Annotated in this window: 20 protein-coding genes; 19 read left to right on the top strand and 1 reads right to left on the bottom strand. The window is 48.7% G+C overall.

Annotated elements, in window-relative coordinates; all coding sequences use genetic code 11:
• Positions 1–20 precede the first annotated feature (20 nt).
• The 18 genes from nadB to Q0V21_RS31895 all read left to right on the top strand — a co-directional run bounded on the left by nadB (position 21) and on the right by Q0V21_RS31895 (position 16,821).
• Positions 21–1,640: an L-aspartate oxidase gene (nadB, locus tag Q0V21_RS31980; RefSeq protein WP_079347460.1), complete on the top strand. Its 1,620-nt coding sequence runs from the start codon at positions 21–23 to the stop codon at positions 1,638–1,640.
• Positions 1,637–2,503 (top strand): carboxylating nicotinate-nucleotide diphosphorylase, encoded by an 867-nt coding sequence (gene nadC / locus Q0V21_RS31975; RefSeq protein ID WP_079347462.1) that lies wholly within the window; start codon positions 1,637–1,639, stop codon positions 2,501–2,503. The genes nadB and nadC overlap by 4 nt, the downstream gene beginning before the upstream one ends.
• Before the next feature lie 6 nt (positions 2,504–2,509).
• Positions 2,510–3,280 (top strand): type III pantothenate kinase, encoded by a 771-nt coding sequence (locus Q0V21_RS31970; RefSeq protein ID WP_024633734.1) that lies wholly within the window; start codon positions 2,510–2,512, stop codon positions 3,278–3,280.
• Positions 3,281–3,375: 95 nt separating this feature from the next.
• Positions 3,376–4,266, top strand: a complete 891-nt coding sequence (hslO, locus tag Q0V21_RS31965) for an Hsp33 family molecular chaperone HslO (protein ID WP_301882507.1) — start codon at positions 3,376–3,378, stop codon at positions 4,264–4,266.
• Positions 4,267–4,290: 24 nt separating this feature from the next.
• The gene (locus tag Q0V21_RS31960) at positions 4,291–5,241 is read left to right on the top strand and encodes a peptidyl-prolyl cis-trans isomerase (RefSeq protein ID WP_301882506.1); all 951 of its coding nucleotides are present in this window, start codon (positions 4,291–4,293) and stop codon (positions 5,239–5,241) included.
• A gap of 339 nt (positions 5,242–5,580) precedes the next feature.
• On the top strand, positions 5,581–6,519 hold the full coding sequence (gene cysK, locus Q0V21_RS31955; RefSeq protein ID WP_024633737.1) for a cysteine synthase A: 939 nt from the start codon (positions 5,581–5,583) through the stop codon (positions 6,517–6,519).
• A gap of 12 nt (positions 6,520–6,531) precedes the next feature.
• The gene (locus Q0V21_RS31950; protein WP_256984815.1) at positions 6,532–6,663 is read left to right on the top strand and encodes a hypothetical protein; all 132 of its coding nucleotides are present in this window, start codon (positions 6,532–6,534) and stop codon (positions 6,661–6,663) included.
• Positions 6,660–8,231: an anthranilate synthase component I family protein gene (locus Q0V21_RS31945; RefSeq protein WP_079347469.1), complete on the top strand. Its 1,572-nt coding sequence runs from the start codon at positions 6,660–6,662 to the stop codon at positions 8,229–8,231. The genes Q0V21_RS31950 and Q0V21_RS31945 overlap by 4 nt, the downstream gene beginning before the upstream one ends.
• Before the next feature lie 48 nt (positions 8,232–8,279).
• Positions 8,280–8,855 (top strand): aminodeoxychorismate/anthranilate synthase component II, encoded by a 576-nt coding sequence (gene pabA, locus Q0V21_RS31940; RefSeq protein WP_079347471.1) that lies wholly within the window; start codon positions 8,280–8,282, stop codon positions 8,853–8,855.
• A 2-nt stretch (positions 8,856–8,857) separates the two neighbouring features.
• Positions 8,858–9,742: an aminotransferase class IV gene (locus Q0V21_RS31935; protein ID WP_079347473.1), complete on the top strand. Its 885-nt coding sequence runs from the start codon at positions 8,858–8,860 to the stop codon at positions 9,740–9,742.
• Positions 9,739–10,602 (top strand): dihydropteroate synthase, encoded by an 864-nt coding sequence (gene folP, locus Q0V21_RS31930; RefSeq protein ID WP_079347475.1) that lies wholly within the window; start codon positions 9,739–9,741, stop codon positions 10,600–10,602. The genes Q0V21_RS31935 and folP overlap by 4 nt, the downstream gene beginning before the upstream one ends.
• Positions 10,603–10,704: 102 nt before the next feature.
• Complete coding sequence (gene folB / locus Q0V21_RS31925; protein WP_285080637.1) at positions 10,705–11,067, top strand: dihydroneopterin aldolase; 363 nt, start codon at positions 10,705–10,707, stop codon at positions 11,065–11,067.
• 9 nt (positions 11,068–11,076) lie between these two features.
• The gene (gene folK / locus Q0V21_RS31920) at positions 11,077–11,625 is read left to right on the top strand and encodes a 2-amino-4-hydroxy-6-hydroxymethyldihydropteridine diphosphokinase (RefSeq protein WP_024633743.1); all 549 of its coding nucleotides are present in this window, start codon (positions 11,077–11,079) and stop codon (positions 11,623–11,625) included.
• A complete protein-coding gene (locus Q0V21_RS31915) occupies positions 11,577–11,780 on the top strand; it encodes a helix-turn-helix domain-containing protein (protein WP_029881414.1) in 204 nt (67 codons plus the stop codon). The genes folK and Q0V21_RS31915 overlap by 49 nt, the downstream gene beginning before the upstream one ends.
• A gap of 135 nt (positions 11,781–11,915) precedes the next feature.
• A complete protein-coding gene (gene dusB / locus Q0V21_RS31910) occupies positions 11,916–12,935 on the top strand; it encodes a tRNA dihydrouridine synthase DusB (protein ID WP_079347480.1) in 1,020 nt (339 codons plus the stop codon).
• Between the two features lie 244 nt (positions 12,936–13,179).
• Positions 13,180–13,656 carry a transcription elongation factor GreA gene (gene greA / locus Q0V21_RS31905; RefSeq protein ID WP_076292137.1) on the top strand — a complete coding sequence of 159 codons (477 nt, stop codon included), beginning with the start codon at positions 13,180–13,182 and terminating at the stop codon, positions 13,654–13,656.
• A 121-nt stretch (positions 13,657–13,777) separates the two neighbouring features.
• Positions 13,778–15,295, top strand: coding sequence for a lysine--tRNA ligase (gene lysS, locus Q0V21_RS31900; RefSeq protein ID WP_024633747.1), 1,518 nt, complete (start codon positions 13,778–13,780; stop codon positions 15,293–15,295).
• Positions 15,296–15,483: 188 nt separating this feature from the next.
• A complete protein-coding gene (locus Q0V21_RS31895; RefSeq protein WP_301882498.1) occupies positions 15,484–16,821 on the top strand; it encodes a TrkH family potassium uptake protein in 1,338 nt (445 codons plus the stop codon).
• Positions 16,822–16,976: 155 nt separating this feature from the next.
• Here Q0V21_RS31895 and Q0V21_RS31890 read toward each other — a convergent pair whose 3' ends face one another.
• Positions 16,977–17,576 carry a TetR/AcrR family transcriptional regulator gene (locus Q0V21_RS31890; RefSeq protein ID WP_285080641.1) on the bottom strand — a complete coding sequence of 200 codons (600 nt, stop codon included), beginning with the start codon at positions 17,574–17,576 and terminating at the stop codon, positions 16,977–16,979.
• Positions 17,577–17,662: 86 nt separating this feature from the next.
• Here Q0V21_RS31890 and Q0V21_RS31885 point away from each other — a divergent pair, with 86 nt between their 5' ends.
• The gene (locus Q0V21_RS31885; RefSeq protein ID WP_301882495.1) at positions 17,663–18,211 is read left to right on the top strand and encodes a hypothetical protein; all 549 of its coding nucleotides are present in this window, start codon (positions 17,663–17,665) and stop codon (positions 18,209–18,211) included.
• Positions 18,212–18,282 lie beyond the last annotated feature (71 nt).

The following is an 18,282-nucleotide window of genomic DNA, read 5'->3' as shown; positions in this document are numbered from 1 at the left end:
TCCAAGACAGGTGAACTAACATGATACCGCAATATTTAGTGGATTTTGATCTGTCCGCGCTGCCGATGGTGGAGACGGATGTGCTGGTTATTGGTTCAGGCATTGCTGGTTTGTTTACTGCGATCAAGGCGAGCGAACAACGCAGTGTATTGATGATCACGAAGAAGTCGTTACTTGAAAGTAACACCCGGTATGCGCAGGGGGGCATTGCTGCGGTTATTGCTGAGGATGATTCACCTGCCTACCATTTGCAGGATACACTTGTTGCAGGAGCGGGATTATGCCGCTCCGAAGCAGTAGAAGCATTGGTGAACGAGGGCCCGGACGGAGTGAAGGAACTGATTCGTCTGGGTACTTTGTTTGATCTGGAGAACGGCGAGTTGGCGTTGACGCAGGAGGGTGCGCACAGCCACCGCCGTATTTTGCATGCCAATGGGGATGCAACGGGATATGAGATTGTACGTGCGCTGGCTGCACAGGCGAATGAACATCCTGGGGTTGAAGTGTGGGATGAGCATTTTGTCATTGACCTGATTACAGAGCAGGGAGAATGTATAGGTGCGTTGGTTCAGAAGGCTGATGGTTCGCAAGTATTTGTGAAGGCAGAGGCAACCGTACTATGCTCTGGCGGGGCTGGGCAATTGTATCGATACACAACTAATCCGGAAGTGGCCACTGCAGATGGTGTGGCGATGGCCTATCGTGCCGGAGCGGTTGTCCGGGACATGGAGTTTATTCAGTTCCACCCGACCTCCCTTTGTTATCCAGGGGCACCACGCTTCCTGGTGTCCGAGGCTGTACGTGGCGAAGGAGCCTATTTGCGTAATGTGAAAGGCGAGCGCTTCATGGAACGGTATCATGCACAGCTTGAACTGGCACCCCGTGATATCGTAGCCCGGGCTATCGTCAGTGAAATGGAATCGACGAACAGTACATTTGTATATCTGGATATCACTCATGAGCCGGCAGAGATGATTAAACATCGGTTTCCTACCATCTATGAGACTTGCATGCGTTATGGGCTGGATATGACAACAGACTGGATTCCAGTCGCTCCTGCTGCACATTACATGATGGGCGGAGTGAAGACGGATCTTAGCGGAGAGAGCAGTATCGGCAGGTTATTTGCCTGCGGGGAAGTATCTTCTACAGGAGTACATGGAGCTAATCGACTGGCGAGTAACTCTCTGTCCGAAGCGATCGTATTTGGACGGAGAATCGTTGATCGTATTCAATCCTTGCCTCCGCTTGCTCCTATACAGACAACGATTCCCGCATCAACAAGCTTTCGTAGGGGAAGACAGGGAGAGCAGAAACCGGTGTCCGAAAGACGCCTGCGTCTGCAAAAAATGATGGTGCGTCAGGTGGGACTGCGCCGCAATGGCGCAAACCTGCAAGGAGCAATGGAGAAACTGCAACAGGAATTGCAATTTTTTGATCAGAAGTTTACTCACAAAGAAGAGATGGAATATGCCAACCTGTTGACCTGTGCCTGGTTGGTTACCACGGGAGCATTACACCGTGAGGAAAGTCGGGGAGCCCACTACCGTGAGGATTTCCCGCAGCGTGACGATGCCGTATGGCAGAAGCATAGTCTGCAGCAGCGAGAACAAGCGATTGTGGAGGAATTGATGTCATGATACTGAACGGATATAATGAAGGACTCATCGAATCAATCAAAAACTGGCTTCGTGAGGATGTCGGGGCAGGGGATGTTACCACAAGTGTGACGATTCCCGCTGGCAGTCAGTCCAAAGCTGTTATACATGCCAAAGACAATGGGACCATTGCAGGAATTACGGTAGCAGAACTTGTGTTTCAGGTAGTGGATCCCAGCCTTGTGTTCACACCGATGGTAAAAGACGGTGATACAGTTACGCATGGTACGATTTTGGCTGAGGTAGAAGGCAGCACACATAGCTTGCTTACAGGAGAGCGCTTGGCTCTTAACCTGCTGCAGCGCATGTCGGGTGTCGCTACCCGCACACGTACTTATGTGGATGCGTTGGAAGGCCTTTCTACACGACTGGTCGACACTCGTAAAACAACACCGGGACACCGCTTGCTTGAAAAATATGCAGTGCGGGTTGGTGGCGGAGCAAATCATCGATTCGGCCTCTATGATGCGGTCATGATTAAAGATAACCACATTAAGGGTGCAGGCGGGATTACCGAAGCAGTACAGCGTGCGCGAGCCGTCATTCCACATACGATGACCATTGAAGTGGAGACCGAAAACCTGGAACAGGTCAGAGAAGCCTTGCAGGCTGGAGCAGATATCATTATGCTGGATAACATGCACCCGGATCGGATGCGTGAGGCTGTTGCTCTTATTCGTGAGCAGGCTCCGCATGTGAAGGTTGAGGCATCAGGCAACGTCTCGCTAAATACCATTCGTGGTATTGCTGAGAGCGGAGTGGATGTAATTTCAGTTGGCAGGTTAACCTACTCTTTTGAGAGCCTGGATATCAGCCTGGATTTAAACGAAAAGAAAGAGGGGTGAACCTCTTTGATTCTTGTGGTAGACGTGGGCAACAGCAACATCGTACTCGGCGTGTATCAGGGCCGGGAGTTGCTCCACCATTTTCGCCTGAGCACATCCCGTCAGTCGACAGTGGATGAATACGGCGTATTGATTTATAATTTATTTCATATGTCGGGTATTTCAACACGCGACATTGAAGGTGTGATCATCTCATCCGTGGTTCCGCCACTGGTGAATGTGATTGAAGCCATGTGTGAGAAATACGTAGGCAAAAAACCGTTACTGGTTGGGCCTGGTATAAGAACCGGCCTGAACCTGCGGTATGAGAATCCGCGTGAAGTTGGCGCGGATCGCATTGTTAATGCAGTAGCAGCCGTTGAGAAGTATGGTGGCCCTCTCGTTGTGGTCGATTTCGGTACAGCGACTACATTTGACTGTATTGACGAGAAAGGAAATTATCTGGGCGGGGCTATCGTACCCGGCATCCATATCGCAACCGAAGCGCTCTATGAACGAGCATCCAAACTGCCTCGCATTGAACTGGAGAAGCCCAAGAAAGTTATTGGTCGCAACACCATTCATGCCATGCAGGCCGGCATTATTTATGGTTATGCAGGTCAGGTGGACGGCATTGTGGAGCGTATTCGCGAGGAAATGGGAGCCAAACCCAGAGTCATTGCAACCGGAGGCCTTGCCAAGCTGATTGCAGAAGAAACACGCAGCATCGATGAAGTGGATCCGCTGCTTACGCTTGAAGGGCTGCGTATCGTTTATGAGCGGAACCGGGAAAGGTAAGAACAGAGACGGCAAACAGCGGGCTGGGGTTACAGTCGTATATGTTATGCCGTTTTTTCTATAACTGGCAATTACGCCAAAGGAGGCTGAATGACTTGGAAAACAACAACAAGCAAGACCGGTTAATTCGCGGTACAGCAATGAATGGACGAGTTAGAGCCTTTGCTGTGCAGACGACGGAACTGGTTGAGGAACTGCGCAGAAGACATGATACGTTTCCCACGGCTACAGCTGCTATGGGGCGTACGGTTACAGCAGCAGCCATTATGGGTGCTATGCTTAAGGGAGAAGAGAAGCTGACTATTCAGGTCAAAGGCGATGGTCCTATTGGACAGGTTGTTGCCGATGCTAATGCGAAGGGTGAAGTACGTGGCTATGTAAGCAATCCGCATGTCCATCTGCCGAGCAATAGTATGGGCAAACTGGACGTTGCTGGCGCGGTCGGAACAGAAGGATTCGTGAACGTAACCAAAGATCTGGGGCTGAAAGAGCCTTATCGCGGCAGTGTACCGATTATTTCGGGAGAACTTGGTGAAGACTTTACGTACTATTTTGCCAAATCGGAGCAGACTCCTTCTGCCGTAGGTGTTGGCGTACTGGTGGATACCGACAATTCGGTGAAAGTAGCCGGTGGATTCATTGTTCAGCTGCTGCCAGGTTTGATGGATGATGAGATTACCGTGATTGAAAAGGCCATCGGTACGATGCCGCAGGTAACATCGCTGCTGGATGAGGGTCATGGACTTGAAGAGTTACTTCGCCGCGTACTGCCGGATGTACAGATCATGGACGAAATGGATATTCATTTCCACTGTGAGTGTTCACGTGAGCGGGTAGAGAAAACGTTGATCAGTCTGGGTCAATCGGAAATGGAACAATTGATTGAGGAAGAAGGCCAGGCTGAAGTGGTCTGCCAATTCTGTAACGAAGCTTACGATTTTAACAAGGAACAACTTGAGACCATTCTAGAGCAAGCCAAGAACTGATTCTATGCGGGGACGGGACGCGGAATGACAAGACAGGAAAAAGGGTTATGGACGGCTGTAATTGTCTTGACGCTTGGAATGCTGGTGATGGGTTCGGTTATGATTGTGCAAGGGTTGCGGACTGGACGTGATGGGGCAGATTCCCCTCAGGATGCCAATCAGGAAGATGGAAGTGCTGTAGCAACAATTAATGGCGAGGTCATCACGGACAAGGAATGGACTGAAGCCTTGAAACGGCGTTATGGCAGTGAATTGCTGCTCCAGATGCTAAACCGCAAAGCTGTCTATGCAGAAGCGGTGGACCGTAATCTGACGGTAAGTCCCAAGGAAATTGCGAAAGAAATTGCTGTGGCTATGGATGGATATGACTCGGAGAAGGCTTATTTTGACGAAATGCAGTCCCAGCTCGGTTTACCCAGGCAGGATCTTGAGTTGGAAGCGGGATACCGACTTCTGCTTGAGAAAATTGCCACAAGCGGTATCCAGATCAAGGATGCAGATATCGAGCGTTATTGGAACGAACACCATGAAGACTATGTTTCACCGGAGAAATACGATCTGTCTATCATTGTGTTGAAGGAAGAGGAACAAGCAGAATCGGTACTGGATGAGCTCGACAAGGGAGCAGACTTTGAAGAAACTGCACGCAGTGAATCGACGGACAGCTATTCTAGCGATGCGGGCGGGCGGCTGGGCTGGATTGAGCAGAATGATCCGTTCCAGTCCGAAGAAATTCTCAAACTTGCCGCTCAACTGGACGTTGGCGATATTGCAGGACCAGTGAAGGTAGAAGAGGGCTACGCCATCATTAGAGTGAACGACAAACAAGAGCGTCAGGTGCAACCCGCAGAAGAGGTCCGCGAAGAGATTCGGATGCAGCTGGCTCTGAGCCAGGCTGATCCGCTGCCCCAGGTGGAGGAAAGGCTGCGCAACAAGTATGAAGCTGTCGTCATCGCTGAGATTCCGGCATCCTGAATCCTGCAAGCACACATATTGCTGCATCGTGATAAAAATACTCTGTCTACGGCCTTAGGGCCCAGGGCAGAGTATTTTTTTGAGTACTCATATTGACAATAGGGTATAACGTTGATAAGATAAAAATAATCAAATACCTACTCGTTTACTCGGAATAAAACGATTTATATGAACAAAGAAATCTTCGGAAACCTCAGGCCCTGTCCGGTTTGTTGTAGACGGAATGGACCCATTAAGGGATTTCCGTAGTTCTTTTATAACATCTAGAGGCTGCTCGGCCGCACATGTATATGGCAACAGGACTTAAGTAATATTCATCCCACTAAGGAGGGCATTCATATGGCTAAAGTAGTTAATAACGTAACAGAACTTATCGGAGGTACTCCGCTTGTTCGTCTGAACCGTATTGTACCTGAAGGCAGTGCTGAAGTGTTCGTGAAATTGGAATACCAGAATCCAGGTTCAAGCGTAAAAGACCGTATCGCGATTAGCATCGTGGAAGAAGCGGAAAAAGAAGGCAAGCTGAAACCAGGTGATACCATCATCGAAGCAACAAGTGGTAACACCGGAATCGGACTGGCTATGGTGGCTGCAGCCAAAGGCTACAAGTCTGTTATTGTTATGCCGGAAACGATGAGCATGGAGCGTCGTAACCTGCTTCGCGCCTACGGAGCTGAGCTTGTGCTCACACCGGGAGCCGAAGGTATGAATGGTGCAGTTAAAAAAGCAGAGGAATTGCTTAAGGAAAATCCATCCTATTTCATGGCTGAGCAATTTAAAAATAAAGCCAACGTGAAAATTCACCGTGAAACGACTGGCCCTGAGATTGTTGAAGCAATTCAATCTGTAGGCGGTACGTTGGATGCTTTCATCGCAGGAATCGGTACAGGCGGAACGATTACAGGTACAGGTGAAGTGTTGAAAGAAGCCTTCCCTGAGATTAAAATTGTTGCCGTTGAACCAGCAGCTTCCCCAATCTTGGCAGGCGGTAAACCAGGTCCTCACAAAATCCAGGGGATTGGTGCCAACTTTATCCCTGAGATTCTGGATCAGGAAATCTATGACGAAATCATTCACATTGAAAATGATGATGCATTCGAGACTGCTCGTCAGGTAGCGAAGGAAGAGGGTATCCTGTCCGGTATTTCTTCCGGTGCAGCCATTCGTGCAGGTCTGCAAGTGGCTAAACAGCTGGGTGCAGGCAAACGTGTTGTGGTAATCGTACCAAGTAACGGCGAACGTTACCTGAGCACACCACTTTACAACTTCGAATCTTAAGATTAACAAGAGATGAAACAAATCCTCCTTGCCCGCATGCCGGGTGTGGAGGATTTTTTGCTGAATGCTTTTAAAAGCAGCGGTGCTTTAGTATACTATCAGACAATAGAACTAGCGACAGATGGAGGCGGCAAACCGCAATGACACACCTGATGACAACATACGCCGACTGGACCGAATGGGCAGGACAAGGCTGGACCATGATGCCTTACATGATCAAGTCGGATAAGGGGCCGTATCATGGCGGTTTACCGTTAACGTGGGAAGGGGCCTGGCAGCAGGCATCCCCTTATGCAATGGTGCTGGAGAACGGCAAGGGGGGCAGGTACACCTTCCTTGGATTACACCCTGTATCCGTTATTTCCGGCAAAGGAAATGAAGCTGTTATTCACGATCTGAAAGAGGGATCCACGTCGACAGACAACGGTAAGCCTCTTGAAGTATTAAAAAGATGGGCTGCGCCATACAGCGCACCAAAGGTGAGCGGGGCTCCAGATTTTGGCGGTGGTTGTGCAGGGTATCTAAGTTATGACGTAGCCAGATCCCTCGAGAAGCTGCCGACCTTGGCTGAAGATAATCCGGCTCTTCCAGATTATTGGTGGATGCGTTTTGAAGAAGTGTGGGCATATGATCATGAGCAGCAGGCCTTGTTCTGTATGGTGCACATGCCTGTGCAGCCAAATCAGACGGAGGCCGATCTACGCAGACTTTACACGGAAGCAGAAGAGCGAGCAGCAGCCATGCAGCAGCGCTGGCTGCATATTCTGGGATTTGCGCAGGCAGAAGATCAACAGCAGGCACTGGAGCATCGCAACAGTCAGATCCATCGTACTCCACAGACAGTAGACTCGGAGCGGGAAACCGAAGGGTGGCATACTTCTTTTCCGCAAGAAGATTTCGAGCAGGCAGTACGCACCGTGCAGGAGTATATCCGGCAAGGGGATGTCTTTCAGGTGAACTTGTCCCTGCGGCAGGAGAAGCTTCTGAAGTCCAGTCCCGAACACATCTATGAGTGGCTTCGACTTGTGAACCCATCTCCCTACATGGGAATGCTGCGGAGTCCTGAATTCCAATTGGTGAGCGGTTCGCCCGAGTTGCTCGTCAAAGTCGATCATGGCAAGGTGAGCGCACGTCCGATCGCAGGCACACGGAGAAGAGGGCGTGATGAAGCGGAGGATGAGTTGATGGCCGCTGAGATGCTGAACAGTGAGAAGGAGCGGGCAGAGCATATTATGCTGGTCGATCTGGAGCGGAATGATATCGGACGAATTGCAGCCTATGGATCGGTCCATGTGCCGGAACTGATGACAATCGAGAAGTATTCACATGTCATGCATCTGGTGTCTCAGGTGGAGGGAACGCTGGCCGACGGACTATCTGTATTTGATGTGATTGCAGCGACATTCCCCGGTGGAACAATTACGGGTGCCCCCAAAGTTCGAACCATGGAAATCATTGAAGAACTGGAGCCTGTGCGCCGCGGACCGTATACAGGTTCGATCGGGTGGATGGATTACTGTGGGAACATGGAGCTGAACATCGTCATTCGCACGCTTTCCATTAAGGACGGTATGGGGTATGTACAGGCAGGAGCAGGCATTGTTATTGATTCTGATCCATATCGGGAATACAGGGAGTGCCGCAACAAGGCAAGGGCCATGATGAGAGCTGTGAATTACAGTGAGGAAGCTGAAGCTGTTAAAATAAAATAATTAAGCAACCGTTCCCTGTGTGGACGGAAGAATAGGAGGAGCAAAGATATGATACTGGTTATCGACAATTATGATTCCTTCACATACAACCTGGTTCAATATCTGGGTGAACTGGGGGAGACGGTGGAAGTTCGCCGCAATGATGAGATTGATCTGGCAGGCATTGAGGCATTGGCGCCTGATCATATTTTGATCTCACCCGGTCCTTGTACGCCGAATGAGGCAGGCATCAGTCTGGCGGTCATTGATCATTTCAAGGGCAGTATTCCGATCTTTGGCGTTTGTCTGGGACATCAGGCGATTGGACAGGCATTCGGAGGCAATGTTATTCGTGCGGACCGCATGATGCATGGCAAGACATCCGAAATGCATCATAACGGAACATCCGTATTCACCGGATTGCCATCTCCCTTCACGGCAACGCGTTATCACTCTCTGATTGTAGAGCGCAGCAGTCTGCCAGACTGTCTGGAGATTACAGCCGAGACGGCGGAAGGCGAGATTATGGGCTTGCGTCACAAGGAATATGCGATTGAAGGTGTTCAGTTCCATCCAGAATCCATCATTACGGATCACGGTCATCAAATGCTGCGTAACTTCCTGTCTCAGCAGGTAAAGGTATAGAGATGAAATATGCCGCGATAAACGGAGAATTGGTCAATATGGCGGCAGCCGTGGTTCCGGTGACGGATCACGGCTTTTTGTACGGACTCGGATTGTTTGAGACGTTTCGGACGTATCAGGGAGTTCCTTTTCTGCTGGAACGTCATTTGGAGCGGATGGCTTCAGGGTGCCGTGAATTGGGCATTCCTTTCACAGCAACAGCAGCGGAGGTAACGGACTGGATTAGTGACCTGTTGCTTGCTAACGAACTCCAGGATGCTTATGTCCGCTATACAGTATCTGCGGGTGAAGCCCCGCTGGGACTACCTTTGGGGGATTATGTAAAACCCAATCATATCGTATTAGCAAAAGCACTACCTGAACCCTCCCCATCCCTATACGAAAATGGAAAAATGCTTCAACGTCTGTTGACGCCTCGTAACACGCCTGAAGGAGAAGTGCGGTTCAAATCGCTGCATTACATGAACAGTATTATGGCAAAACGTGAACTGAACGGATACGGACAGCATGTGCAAAATGCGGAAGGGCTGCAATTAACCCGAGATGGCCATGTAGCTGAGGGGATTGTCAGCAACGTGTTCTGGGTGAGACAGGGCGTACTCTACACGCCAGCACTTGCGACTGGCATTTTGCCGGGAATCACCAGAGCCGTTGTACTAGAGCTTGCAGCTCAGCAAGGAATGCTTTGCCAGGAAGGCTTGTTCCCTTGGGGGGAACTGCTGCAGGCAGATGAAATCTTTTTGACAGGATCTGTTGCTGAACTCGTTCCGGTTACAACGTTGCGGGATCAGGATGGTACAGAAACGGTAATCAGCAGCGGACATATAGGCCCGGTTACAGAAGCGCTTCTGGGTATGTACCGGCAGAAAGCGGGGTATACTTCATGACACTTACACCAGTCATCTATGAACGGAACTATGCGTGGGGACCAGCAGAGCTGAAACTTGGTACACGGACACTTATTATGGGCATTCTGAATGTCACACCGGACTCCTTCTCGGATGGAGGACGTTATACCAATGTGGAGCGAGCGGTAACTCACGCCATACAGATGATGGAGGACGGAGCGGATCTCATTGATATCGGAGGAGAGTCCACGCGTCCAGGCTCAGAGGTCGTTGGCGCCGAAGAAGAGCTCAGTCGGATCATACCGGTCATCGAAGCGTTGCGGGAGCAGGCTCCACATATCCCAATATCGGTAGACACCTATAAAGCAGAAGTAGCTCGTCAGGCCGTTCAGGCTGGAGCGCACATCATCAATGATGTGTGGGGTGCCAAGGCTGACCCTAAGATGGCACGCACTGCGGCAGAACTGGGATGCCCTTTGATCCTGATGCACAATCGGCAAGAACGAGACTATACGAATTATTTGAATGATGTGGTCGGCGATCTTCAGGAGAGTGTACAGATTGCGCTGGAGGCTGGAGTACATCCCGACCAGATTATTTTGGACCCGGGCATTGGATTTGTGAAAGATCTGAACGAAAATCTAACGCTCATGTCATCGCTTGGGTTGCTCAATGAGATGGGGTATCCCGTTCTGCTGGCAACCTCGCGTAAAAGGTTCATTCAGAACACCTTACAAGTGCAGGCGAATGATGCGCTGGAAGGTACAGCTGCTACGGTTGCCTTTGGCATAGCGCAAGGCTGCCAGATGGTTCGGGTTCATGATGTGAAGCCGATGCGGCGCACAGTGGACATGTGTGATGCCATGCTGTATGCATCTCCAGGCTTGCGGAGGAAATGATGCTGAAGGGTCCGGTGACCCGTCCAGTAGAAGCGCAGCGTTTTGCAATGGAAACGAATATCCAACCATGATTTCATTATATATAGAGGGCAGGCGGAACTTATGGATCGAATGGTATTGCATCGAATGGAGTATTACGGATATCACGGCGTATTTGCCGAGGAACGGAAGCTGGGGGCGCGTTATTATATTGATCTGGAGATCGATATGGATCTGGGTGAGGCTGGGCGTAACGATGATTTGACCAAAACCATCAATTATGCAGAAATCCATGAGCTGGTGAAACAGATCGTTGAACATAAATCATTCCAGTTAATTGAAGCTTTGGGCGAACATATTGCATCTTCTTTACTAGACACTTATACTATTATCAATGCATTGACAGTCAAGGTGACGAAGCCGCATCCGCCGTTCGATATTCATTTTGGGGGCGTAACTGTAGAGCTTCGCCGCACAAGAAAGTGAGAACCGATCATGATTGCACATTCGACCTCTGAATCTTCAGAGGCTTATATTGCTTTAGGGGCTAATTTGGGTGACCGGGAACAGACGCTGCTTGAGGCGTTAACGTTGCTGGATGCACATCCTCATATATCCGTCCTGCGCTGTTCTGCGCTGTATGAGACGGAACCGGTAGGTTATGTGGACCAGCCAGCATTTCTGAATATGGCAACAGCGGTACAGACTACACTTTTGCCGGAGCAGCTGCTCACGGAACTGCTGGATATTGAAACACGGCTTGGACGGGTTCGTGATATCCGTTGGGGCCCTCGTACAGTCGATTTGGATCTGCTTTGGATGGATGGAGAGACGAGTGATACCGAACGGCTGCAATTGCCGCATCCACGGATGGGTGAACGGGCATTTGTATTGGTGCCGCTGGCTGACATCGTAACCGAAGATGAGCATTCAGGTTTGTATACCTTTGTACAATCATCGTTGTCTGTACTGGATGGAAAGGATGGAATACAGCTTTGGAAAACGTGCAATTGGCCAATCGAATCCGGGCTTTCCGGAAGCTGAAAGGTTTAACACAACAGGAGCTTGCTGCCGAGACGGGCATATCGCTGGCCATTCTGGGTATGATTGAGCGAGGCAACCGTAAAGTAGCAGAACGGGAGCTCAATCTTATTGCAGGGGTACTGTCTATTAGCATTGAGGAATTACAGGGAAGCTAGCGCCGTTTTTTATTAACAAGAAAACATTGTCATCATTCGTTGATTTTATACTTTATACAGCAAGAAGCATTAAAAAGCTAAACACAACCAGGATTCATGCAAAAGTCAGATTTAAAAAGGAGTGGAACGACTACCGTGCTTAAAATTGGTGACATTGAAATGAAAAACCAGGTCGTACTTGCGCCGATGGCTGGCGTGTGTAATCCGGCTTTTCGTCTAATTGCAAAAGAATTCGGAACAGGCCTCGTATGTGCGGAGATGGTGAGTGGAAAAGCCATCGTGCATGGTAACAAGCGGACACGTGAGATGTTGTTTGTAGATGAGCGGGAGAAACCGCTGAGCCTGCAAATTTGGGGGGGAGATCGTGAAGCCCTCGTAGAAGCAGCCAAAATTGTGGACAAAGAAACCAATGCTGACATCATTGACATCAACATGGGATGCCCAGTGCCAAAAGTGACGAGCTGTGATGCAGGTGCACGGTGGTTGCTTGATCCGAACAAAATTTATGAGATGGTATCGGCTGTAGTGGACGCGGTAGATAAGCCCGTTACAGTCAAGATGCGGATCGGCTGGGATAACGAGCATATCTACGTGGTTGAGAATGCACTTGCGGTTGAACGCGCTGGCGGACAGGCGGTAAGTGTGCACGGCCGTACACGTGAGCAGCTCTACACAGGTACAGCGGACTGGTCGCACATCAAAAATGTCAAAGAGGCTGTCTCCATCCCGGTTATCGGGAACGGAGATGTATCTTCACCGGAAGATGCCCGTCGTATGCTGGATGAAACGGGTTGTGACGGAGTTATGATCGGTCGTGCCGCTCTGGGTAACCCATGGATGCTGTATCGCACCATTCAATACTTGAATTCCGGCGAATTGCTTCCTGACCCGAATGGGGAAGAGAAGATTCGCGTTGCCATTTTGCATATGGACCGCCTGATTGCATTGAAGGGTGAGGCTGTTGCTGTGCGCGAGATGCGTAAACACCTGGCTTGGTATCTGAAAGGTCTGAAAGGATCTGCGCGCATCAAGGACGTTATTATGGAAGAAACCAAACGTGATGAGATGGTGCACATTCTGGAGAACTTTGTAGGTCAGCTGCATATGGAAGGGAATCTGGAGTCAGAACCGGCAGTAGCTGAAAATGCATCCTGATCTTCTGCTGTAAAACGTTTACAGCCGTAGGGGGTGTAACATTGACTTTTCGAGACCGTTACCCTATAATTTCACAGTATAAATTCGCCATGTGCGTCATAAGGCTAGTGCATCAGGAGGAACGTTCTGTTTCTCCGGAGAACTTCATATAGTTTTGAAGATGTATGCGGGCGGAGCTCTGTAAACAGCACTGGTTCCGTTGCCGTGCAATCAAATTATTCCCATGACAGGAGAATCGGTTGAGATGAGCGATAAGGAAGTTATCCTTACACCAGAGGGACTTAAGAAGCTTGAAGAAGAACTGGAAATGCTGAAATCAGTGAAGCGCCGCGAAGTGGCTGAACGGATTAAGGTAGCCATCGGGTATGGAGATATTAGTGAGAACTCCGAATACGAAGACGCAAAGAACGAACAGGCTTTTATTGAAGGCCGCGTTATTACTTTGGAGAAATTGCTCCGGAACGCACGGATTATCAACAGCGACGAGATCGATACCGAAGCCGTAAGCGTGGGTGCAACAGTTACTGTAGAAGATTTGGAATTCGGTGATATCACGGAATATACAATCGTAGGTACTGCGGAATCCAATCCGCTGCAGAACAAAATATCGAACGAAAGCCCTGTTGGCAAAGCCATCCTGGGTAAGAAAAAAGGTACGGTTGTTGATGTGAGTGTGCCTGCTGGCGTAATTCAATATAAAATTGTAGACATCAAAAAGTAATATAAGCAATGAAGCAGTCGGGTACGGAGACAAAAGCTTCCTTAGGGAAGCTTTTTTCAACATTTGAGGCAGAATACCTCGGAAGATGCCTGCAATGTAAATAAGGAGATGAATATAGATCATGACGGATGAAGTCTTGAATCAGGAAACCGAAACCGAACTAAGTGAGCTTTTACAAATTCGCCGCGACAAATTGGACGAGCTCCGCAAATTGGGGATCGACCCTTTTGGCCAAAAATACGTACGTACGGAAGAAGCCGGCTCCATTCTGAAGAAGTATGAAGAACTGACTAAGGAAGAGCTGGAAGAGAAGCACATCGAAGTCAGTATTGCCGGACGGATTATGGCGAAGCGGGGAATGGGTAAAGCGAGCTTTGCACATATTCAGGACCTGAGCGGCAGAATCCAGATCTATGTTCGTCAGGATACTGTGCCGGAAGACAAATACGCCGCGTTCAGCCTGCTCGATCTGGGGGATATTGTAGGTGTTTCTGGGGTAATCTTCAAAACCAAGACAGGTGAAACTTCGGTTAAAGTGCAAAATCTCGAAGTATTGTCCAAGTCACTTTACCCACTTCCGGATAAATATCATGGACTAGCGGATGTAGAGCTGCGTTACCGCCAGCGCTATGTTGACCTGATTATGAATCGCGAAGTGCAACAGACCTTTGTTACTCGTTCCAAAATCATTCAGTCGATGCGCCGTTACCTGGATTCCCTAGGCTATCTGGAAGTGGAAACTCCGACGCTGCACACCATCGCTGGTGGAGCCGCTGCGCGACCATTCATTACGCATCACAATGCGCTTGATATGGAATTGTACATGCGGATTGCGATCGAGCTTCACTTGAAACGTCTGATTGTAGGCGGTCTGGAGAAAGTATACGAGATCGGCCGTGTATACCGTAATGAAGGGATGTCGACACGTCATAACCCTGAGTTCACGATGATTGAGCTTTATGAGGCATATGCGGATTATCAGGATATTATGCGTTTGACTGAGAATCTGGTTGCTCATATCGCACAGGAAGTGCTGGGCACGCAAGTTGTCCAATATGCAGATTATCAAGTAGATCTTACGCCACAATGGCGCCGTGTAACGATGGTAGATGCAGTTAAGGAAGTTGTAGGTGTAGACTTCTCCGTGCATATGACGAACGAGGAAGCTCACCGTTTGGCGACAGAACATAAGGTTCCGGTTGAAAAGCATATGACATTTGGTCATATTCTGAATGCATTCTTCGAACATTTTGTAGAAGAGACGTTGATTCAGCCAACCTTTATCATGGGACATCCGGTTGAGATTTCCCCGCTGGCGAAGAAAAGCGATGTAGATCCACGCTTCACGGACCGCTTCGAGCTGTTTATCGTTGGACGTGAGCATGCCAATGCTTTTACGGAGCTGAATGATCCAATTGATCAGCGTCAGCGCTTTGAGGCACAATTGCTGGAGAAAGAACACGGAAATGACGAAGCACACGAAATGGATGATGATTTCATCCGTGCGCTCGAATATGGTATGCCACCAACAGGTGGACTGGGAATCGGTATTGACCGTCTGATCATGTTGTTGACCAATTCGCCGTCCATTCGTGACGTACTGCTCTTCCCGCACATGCGTCCTCGTACACAGGATTAAATAAGGAACGTTTAACTCGTTCATAATAGAAGAGGAACCTGCCGTTCAGTATGATGCTGTTGGCAAGTTCCTCTTTAGGTTTACATAGGCATCGAAGTGATAGATTCGTCGAAACACATGACTGCCATAAGTATGGTGACAGATCATCTTGCCTACCTGTTTGTATTACGTTAAAAGAGGTGCCCTTCATGAAGTTTAGGCTTCACATTGCTAAATTCCTATCACCCCCACTGATTCTGGTTGGTGGTTTTATGCTTATTATCACGATCGGTACGATTCTGCTCATGCTTCCCATCTCCAATCAAAGCGGCCGGCATTTGGCGTTTATTGATGCGCTGTTTACGTCTACCTCTGCCGCATGCGTGACCGGGCTGGTCGTCGTGGATGTAGGGACAACCTTCAACCTGTTTGGTCAAATCGTGATTATGGTGCTTATGCAGCTAGGTGGACTTGGCTTCATGACTATCGCAACGTTGTTTGCATTGGTATTGGGCAAGCGAATCTCGCTTAAGGACAGGCTGCTGCTGAAAGAGGCTATCAACGCTGACAGTATGGAAGGCATCGTACGTATTATCCGCAAGGTGCTAATCTTTTCGTTTACCATTGAAGGGGTGGCTGCTGTTATATTGGCCCTACGTTGGGCAACGGAGATGCCTTTTTGGCAGGCTGTGTATTATGGTGCCTTTCACTCGGTTTCATTATTTAATAATGGTGGTTTCGATCTGTTCGGTAATAGTTTTCAGCATTATACGGGAGACTGGTTGTTTAACGTAACAGCTTCCGTGCTGGTTATATCCGGGGGACTCGGCTTTGTGGTATTGAATGATTTGTTTGAGTACCGCAAGCGTCGTCGTTTATCATTGCAGTCCAAATTGGTGTTGTCCGTGTCAGGTGGGCTGATTGGTGTGGGTGCAATTGTTCTGTTTGTATTTGAGTTCACCAATGGGCACACACTGGCTTCTCTCAGTTGGAGTGAAAAGATCTACGCCTCCTTCTTCCAGTCTGTTTCCACACGTTCGTCGGGTACGAGCACCATTGATATTGCCCAGATGAGGCAGGCTACCCAGTTCTTCTTCATTCTGTTGATGTTTATTGGGGCATCTCCGGGATCAACCGGGGGCGGAATCAAAACAACAACGTTCCTGATCATGATTGGAGCGGTGTATGCCATGATTCGCGGTAATAAAGATATCGTGTTTTTCCGTCAACGTGTTCCAAAGGAGCTGCTGATGAGAGCATTGACGATTATTATGGTTTCCTTGATCATATTCATGGTTGTGGTCATGCTACTACTTGCGACAGAGGATGTACCGTTCCTTTCACTTATGTTTGAAGCGGCCTCGGCGATTGGGACAGTTGGTCTGTCGGTAGGAGTAACGCATGAATTAACGGTATGGGGAAAAGTAATTATCGCCTTCACGATGTTTATAGGACGGATTGGGCCTCTAACCATCGCATACGCGCTTCGTCCACGCAAAGAGAAAAAACTGTATCGCCATCCGGAAGGCCGGATTATTATTGGATAAAAAGAAAAACCGTCACGCATCTAGGACACTAACCCTATTATGATTCATTAGGTTAGTCACAACTGATGCCTGACGGTTTTTTTGTTTCATAAGAAGCAATTACTCGGCCCTGCTGTGTGAGGGATAGAGCTGTATTAATCTTGTGACCGAATCTATTATTCTGCATCCCGGAATAACGTTGCAAGATGCATGGTAAGGATGTCCTCCATTATCTTGCTGTTCATCTGGTCAGGCCGAAGAATCGCATGGATTCCCAAACCGTCCACCAGAGCGTACAATCGTTCAATTTCCAGCTCCTTATCGAGACCTGTTCGGGAGAGATTGAGATCCATGAGGTAGGTGATAACTGTAGCCATCGCGCGTCTGAGTTCGTCATATACTTTGTCGGCATGCTCTTTAAGAGCGGGTTCGGTCTTGGATTTGGCTGTAAAAGCGTACCACACCTCCATTTCGGCCATTTTTTCATCCGTATTTGGCAAGAGTTCTAACAACATAAGCTTCATATTCTCCAACGGGGAAGCATCAAAGGACATCTGTGTGATTCGGTTCGAAACCCGTTCGGATACCAGATTCATTGCGTATAGGAGTAGTTCCGATTGGGTTGAGAAGTAATGGCGCATAGAACCGGCTGAAATACCAGCTTCTACGGCGATATTTCGAACGGAGGCTTGTTCCATGCCATCTCTGCGGATGACGCGCCAGGCTGCTTTGGCTACGAGCTGGCGTTGTTTGTCATGATCAACTATTTTAGGCATAAAAAGATTATATCATTGTTGATTATTATAATACAAACGTGTTAAATTGTATTTAATACGTTTGTATTATAAAAGGAGTGGATTATTTGATTGCCTCTTTTATTATTGGATGTGAGATTGCTTTCTGGGTATTTGTCGCTGCAGGGCTGAGTGTGCGTTATCTGCTCGGGATGAAACGTATAGGGATTGCCCTATTAATGGCGACACCCCTTGTGGATGTTCTTCTTATGGTTGCGACGGTGATGGATCTTCAACAGGGTGCTACAGCAAGTATGGTTCATGGCATTGCAGCAATATATATAGGCGTGAGTATTGCCTATGGTCATCAGATGATTGCATGGGCTGATCGTTACTTCTTGTACTGGTTCAAAGGTGGAGAACATCCTCGCAGCAACAAGGTGTACGGTAGCGAGCATGCTAGTCGTGAGAGAGTGGGATGGCTTAGACATCTATTGGCTTGGAGCATAGGTAGCTTGTTCCTGCTCGCAATGATCTGGTGGATTGGTGACGCGGAGCGTACTGCGGCATTCTCTAATCTCATAAGAGTATGGGGAATCATATTGGGGATCGATTTTATAATCAGTTTCAGTTATAGCTTATGGCCGAGGAAGATGCCTGTGAAGAAAATGAAGTAACATGGAATTGTATTAAGCAGGAATCACGCGGGTCATCCATGGAAGATAGGATGATCTGCATGATAAACTTT

It is taken from the genome of Paenibacillus sp. 11B, from assembly GCF_030487755.1.
Lineage (GTDB): Bacteria > Bacillota > Bacilli > Paenibacillales > Paenibacillaceae > Paenibacillus > Paenibacillus vandeheii.
Note: the sequence above shows the minus strand (reverse complement) of the source record. Positions and strands in the feature narration are given on the sequence as shown.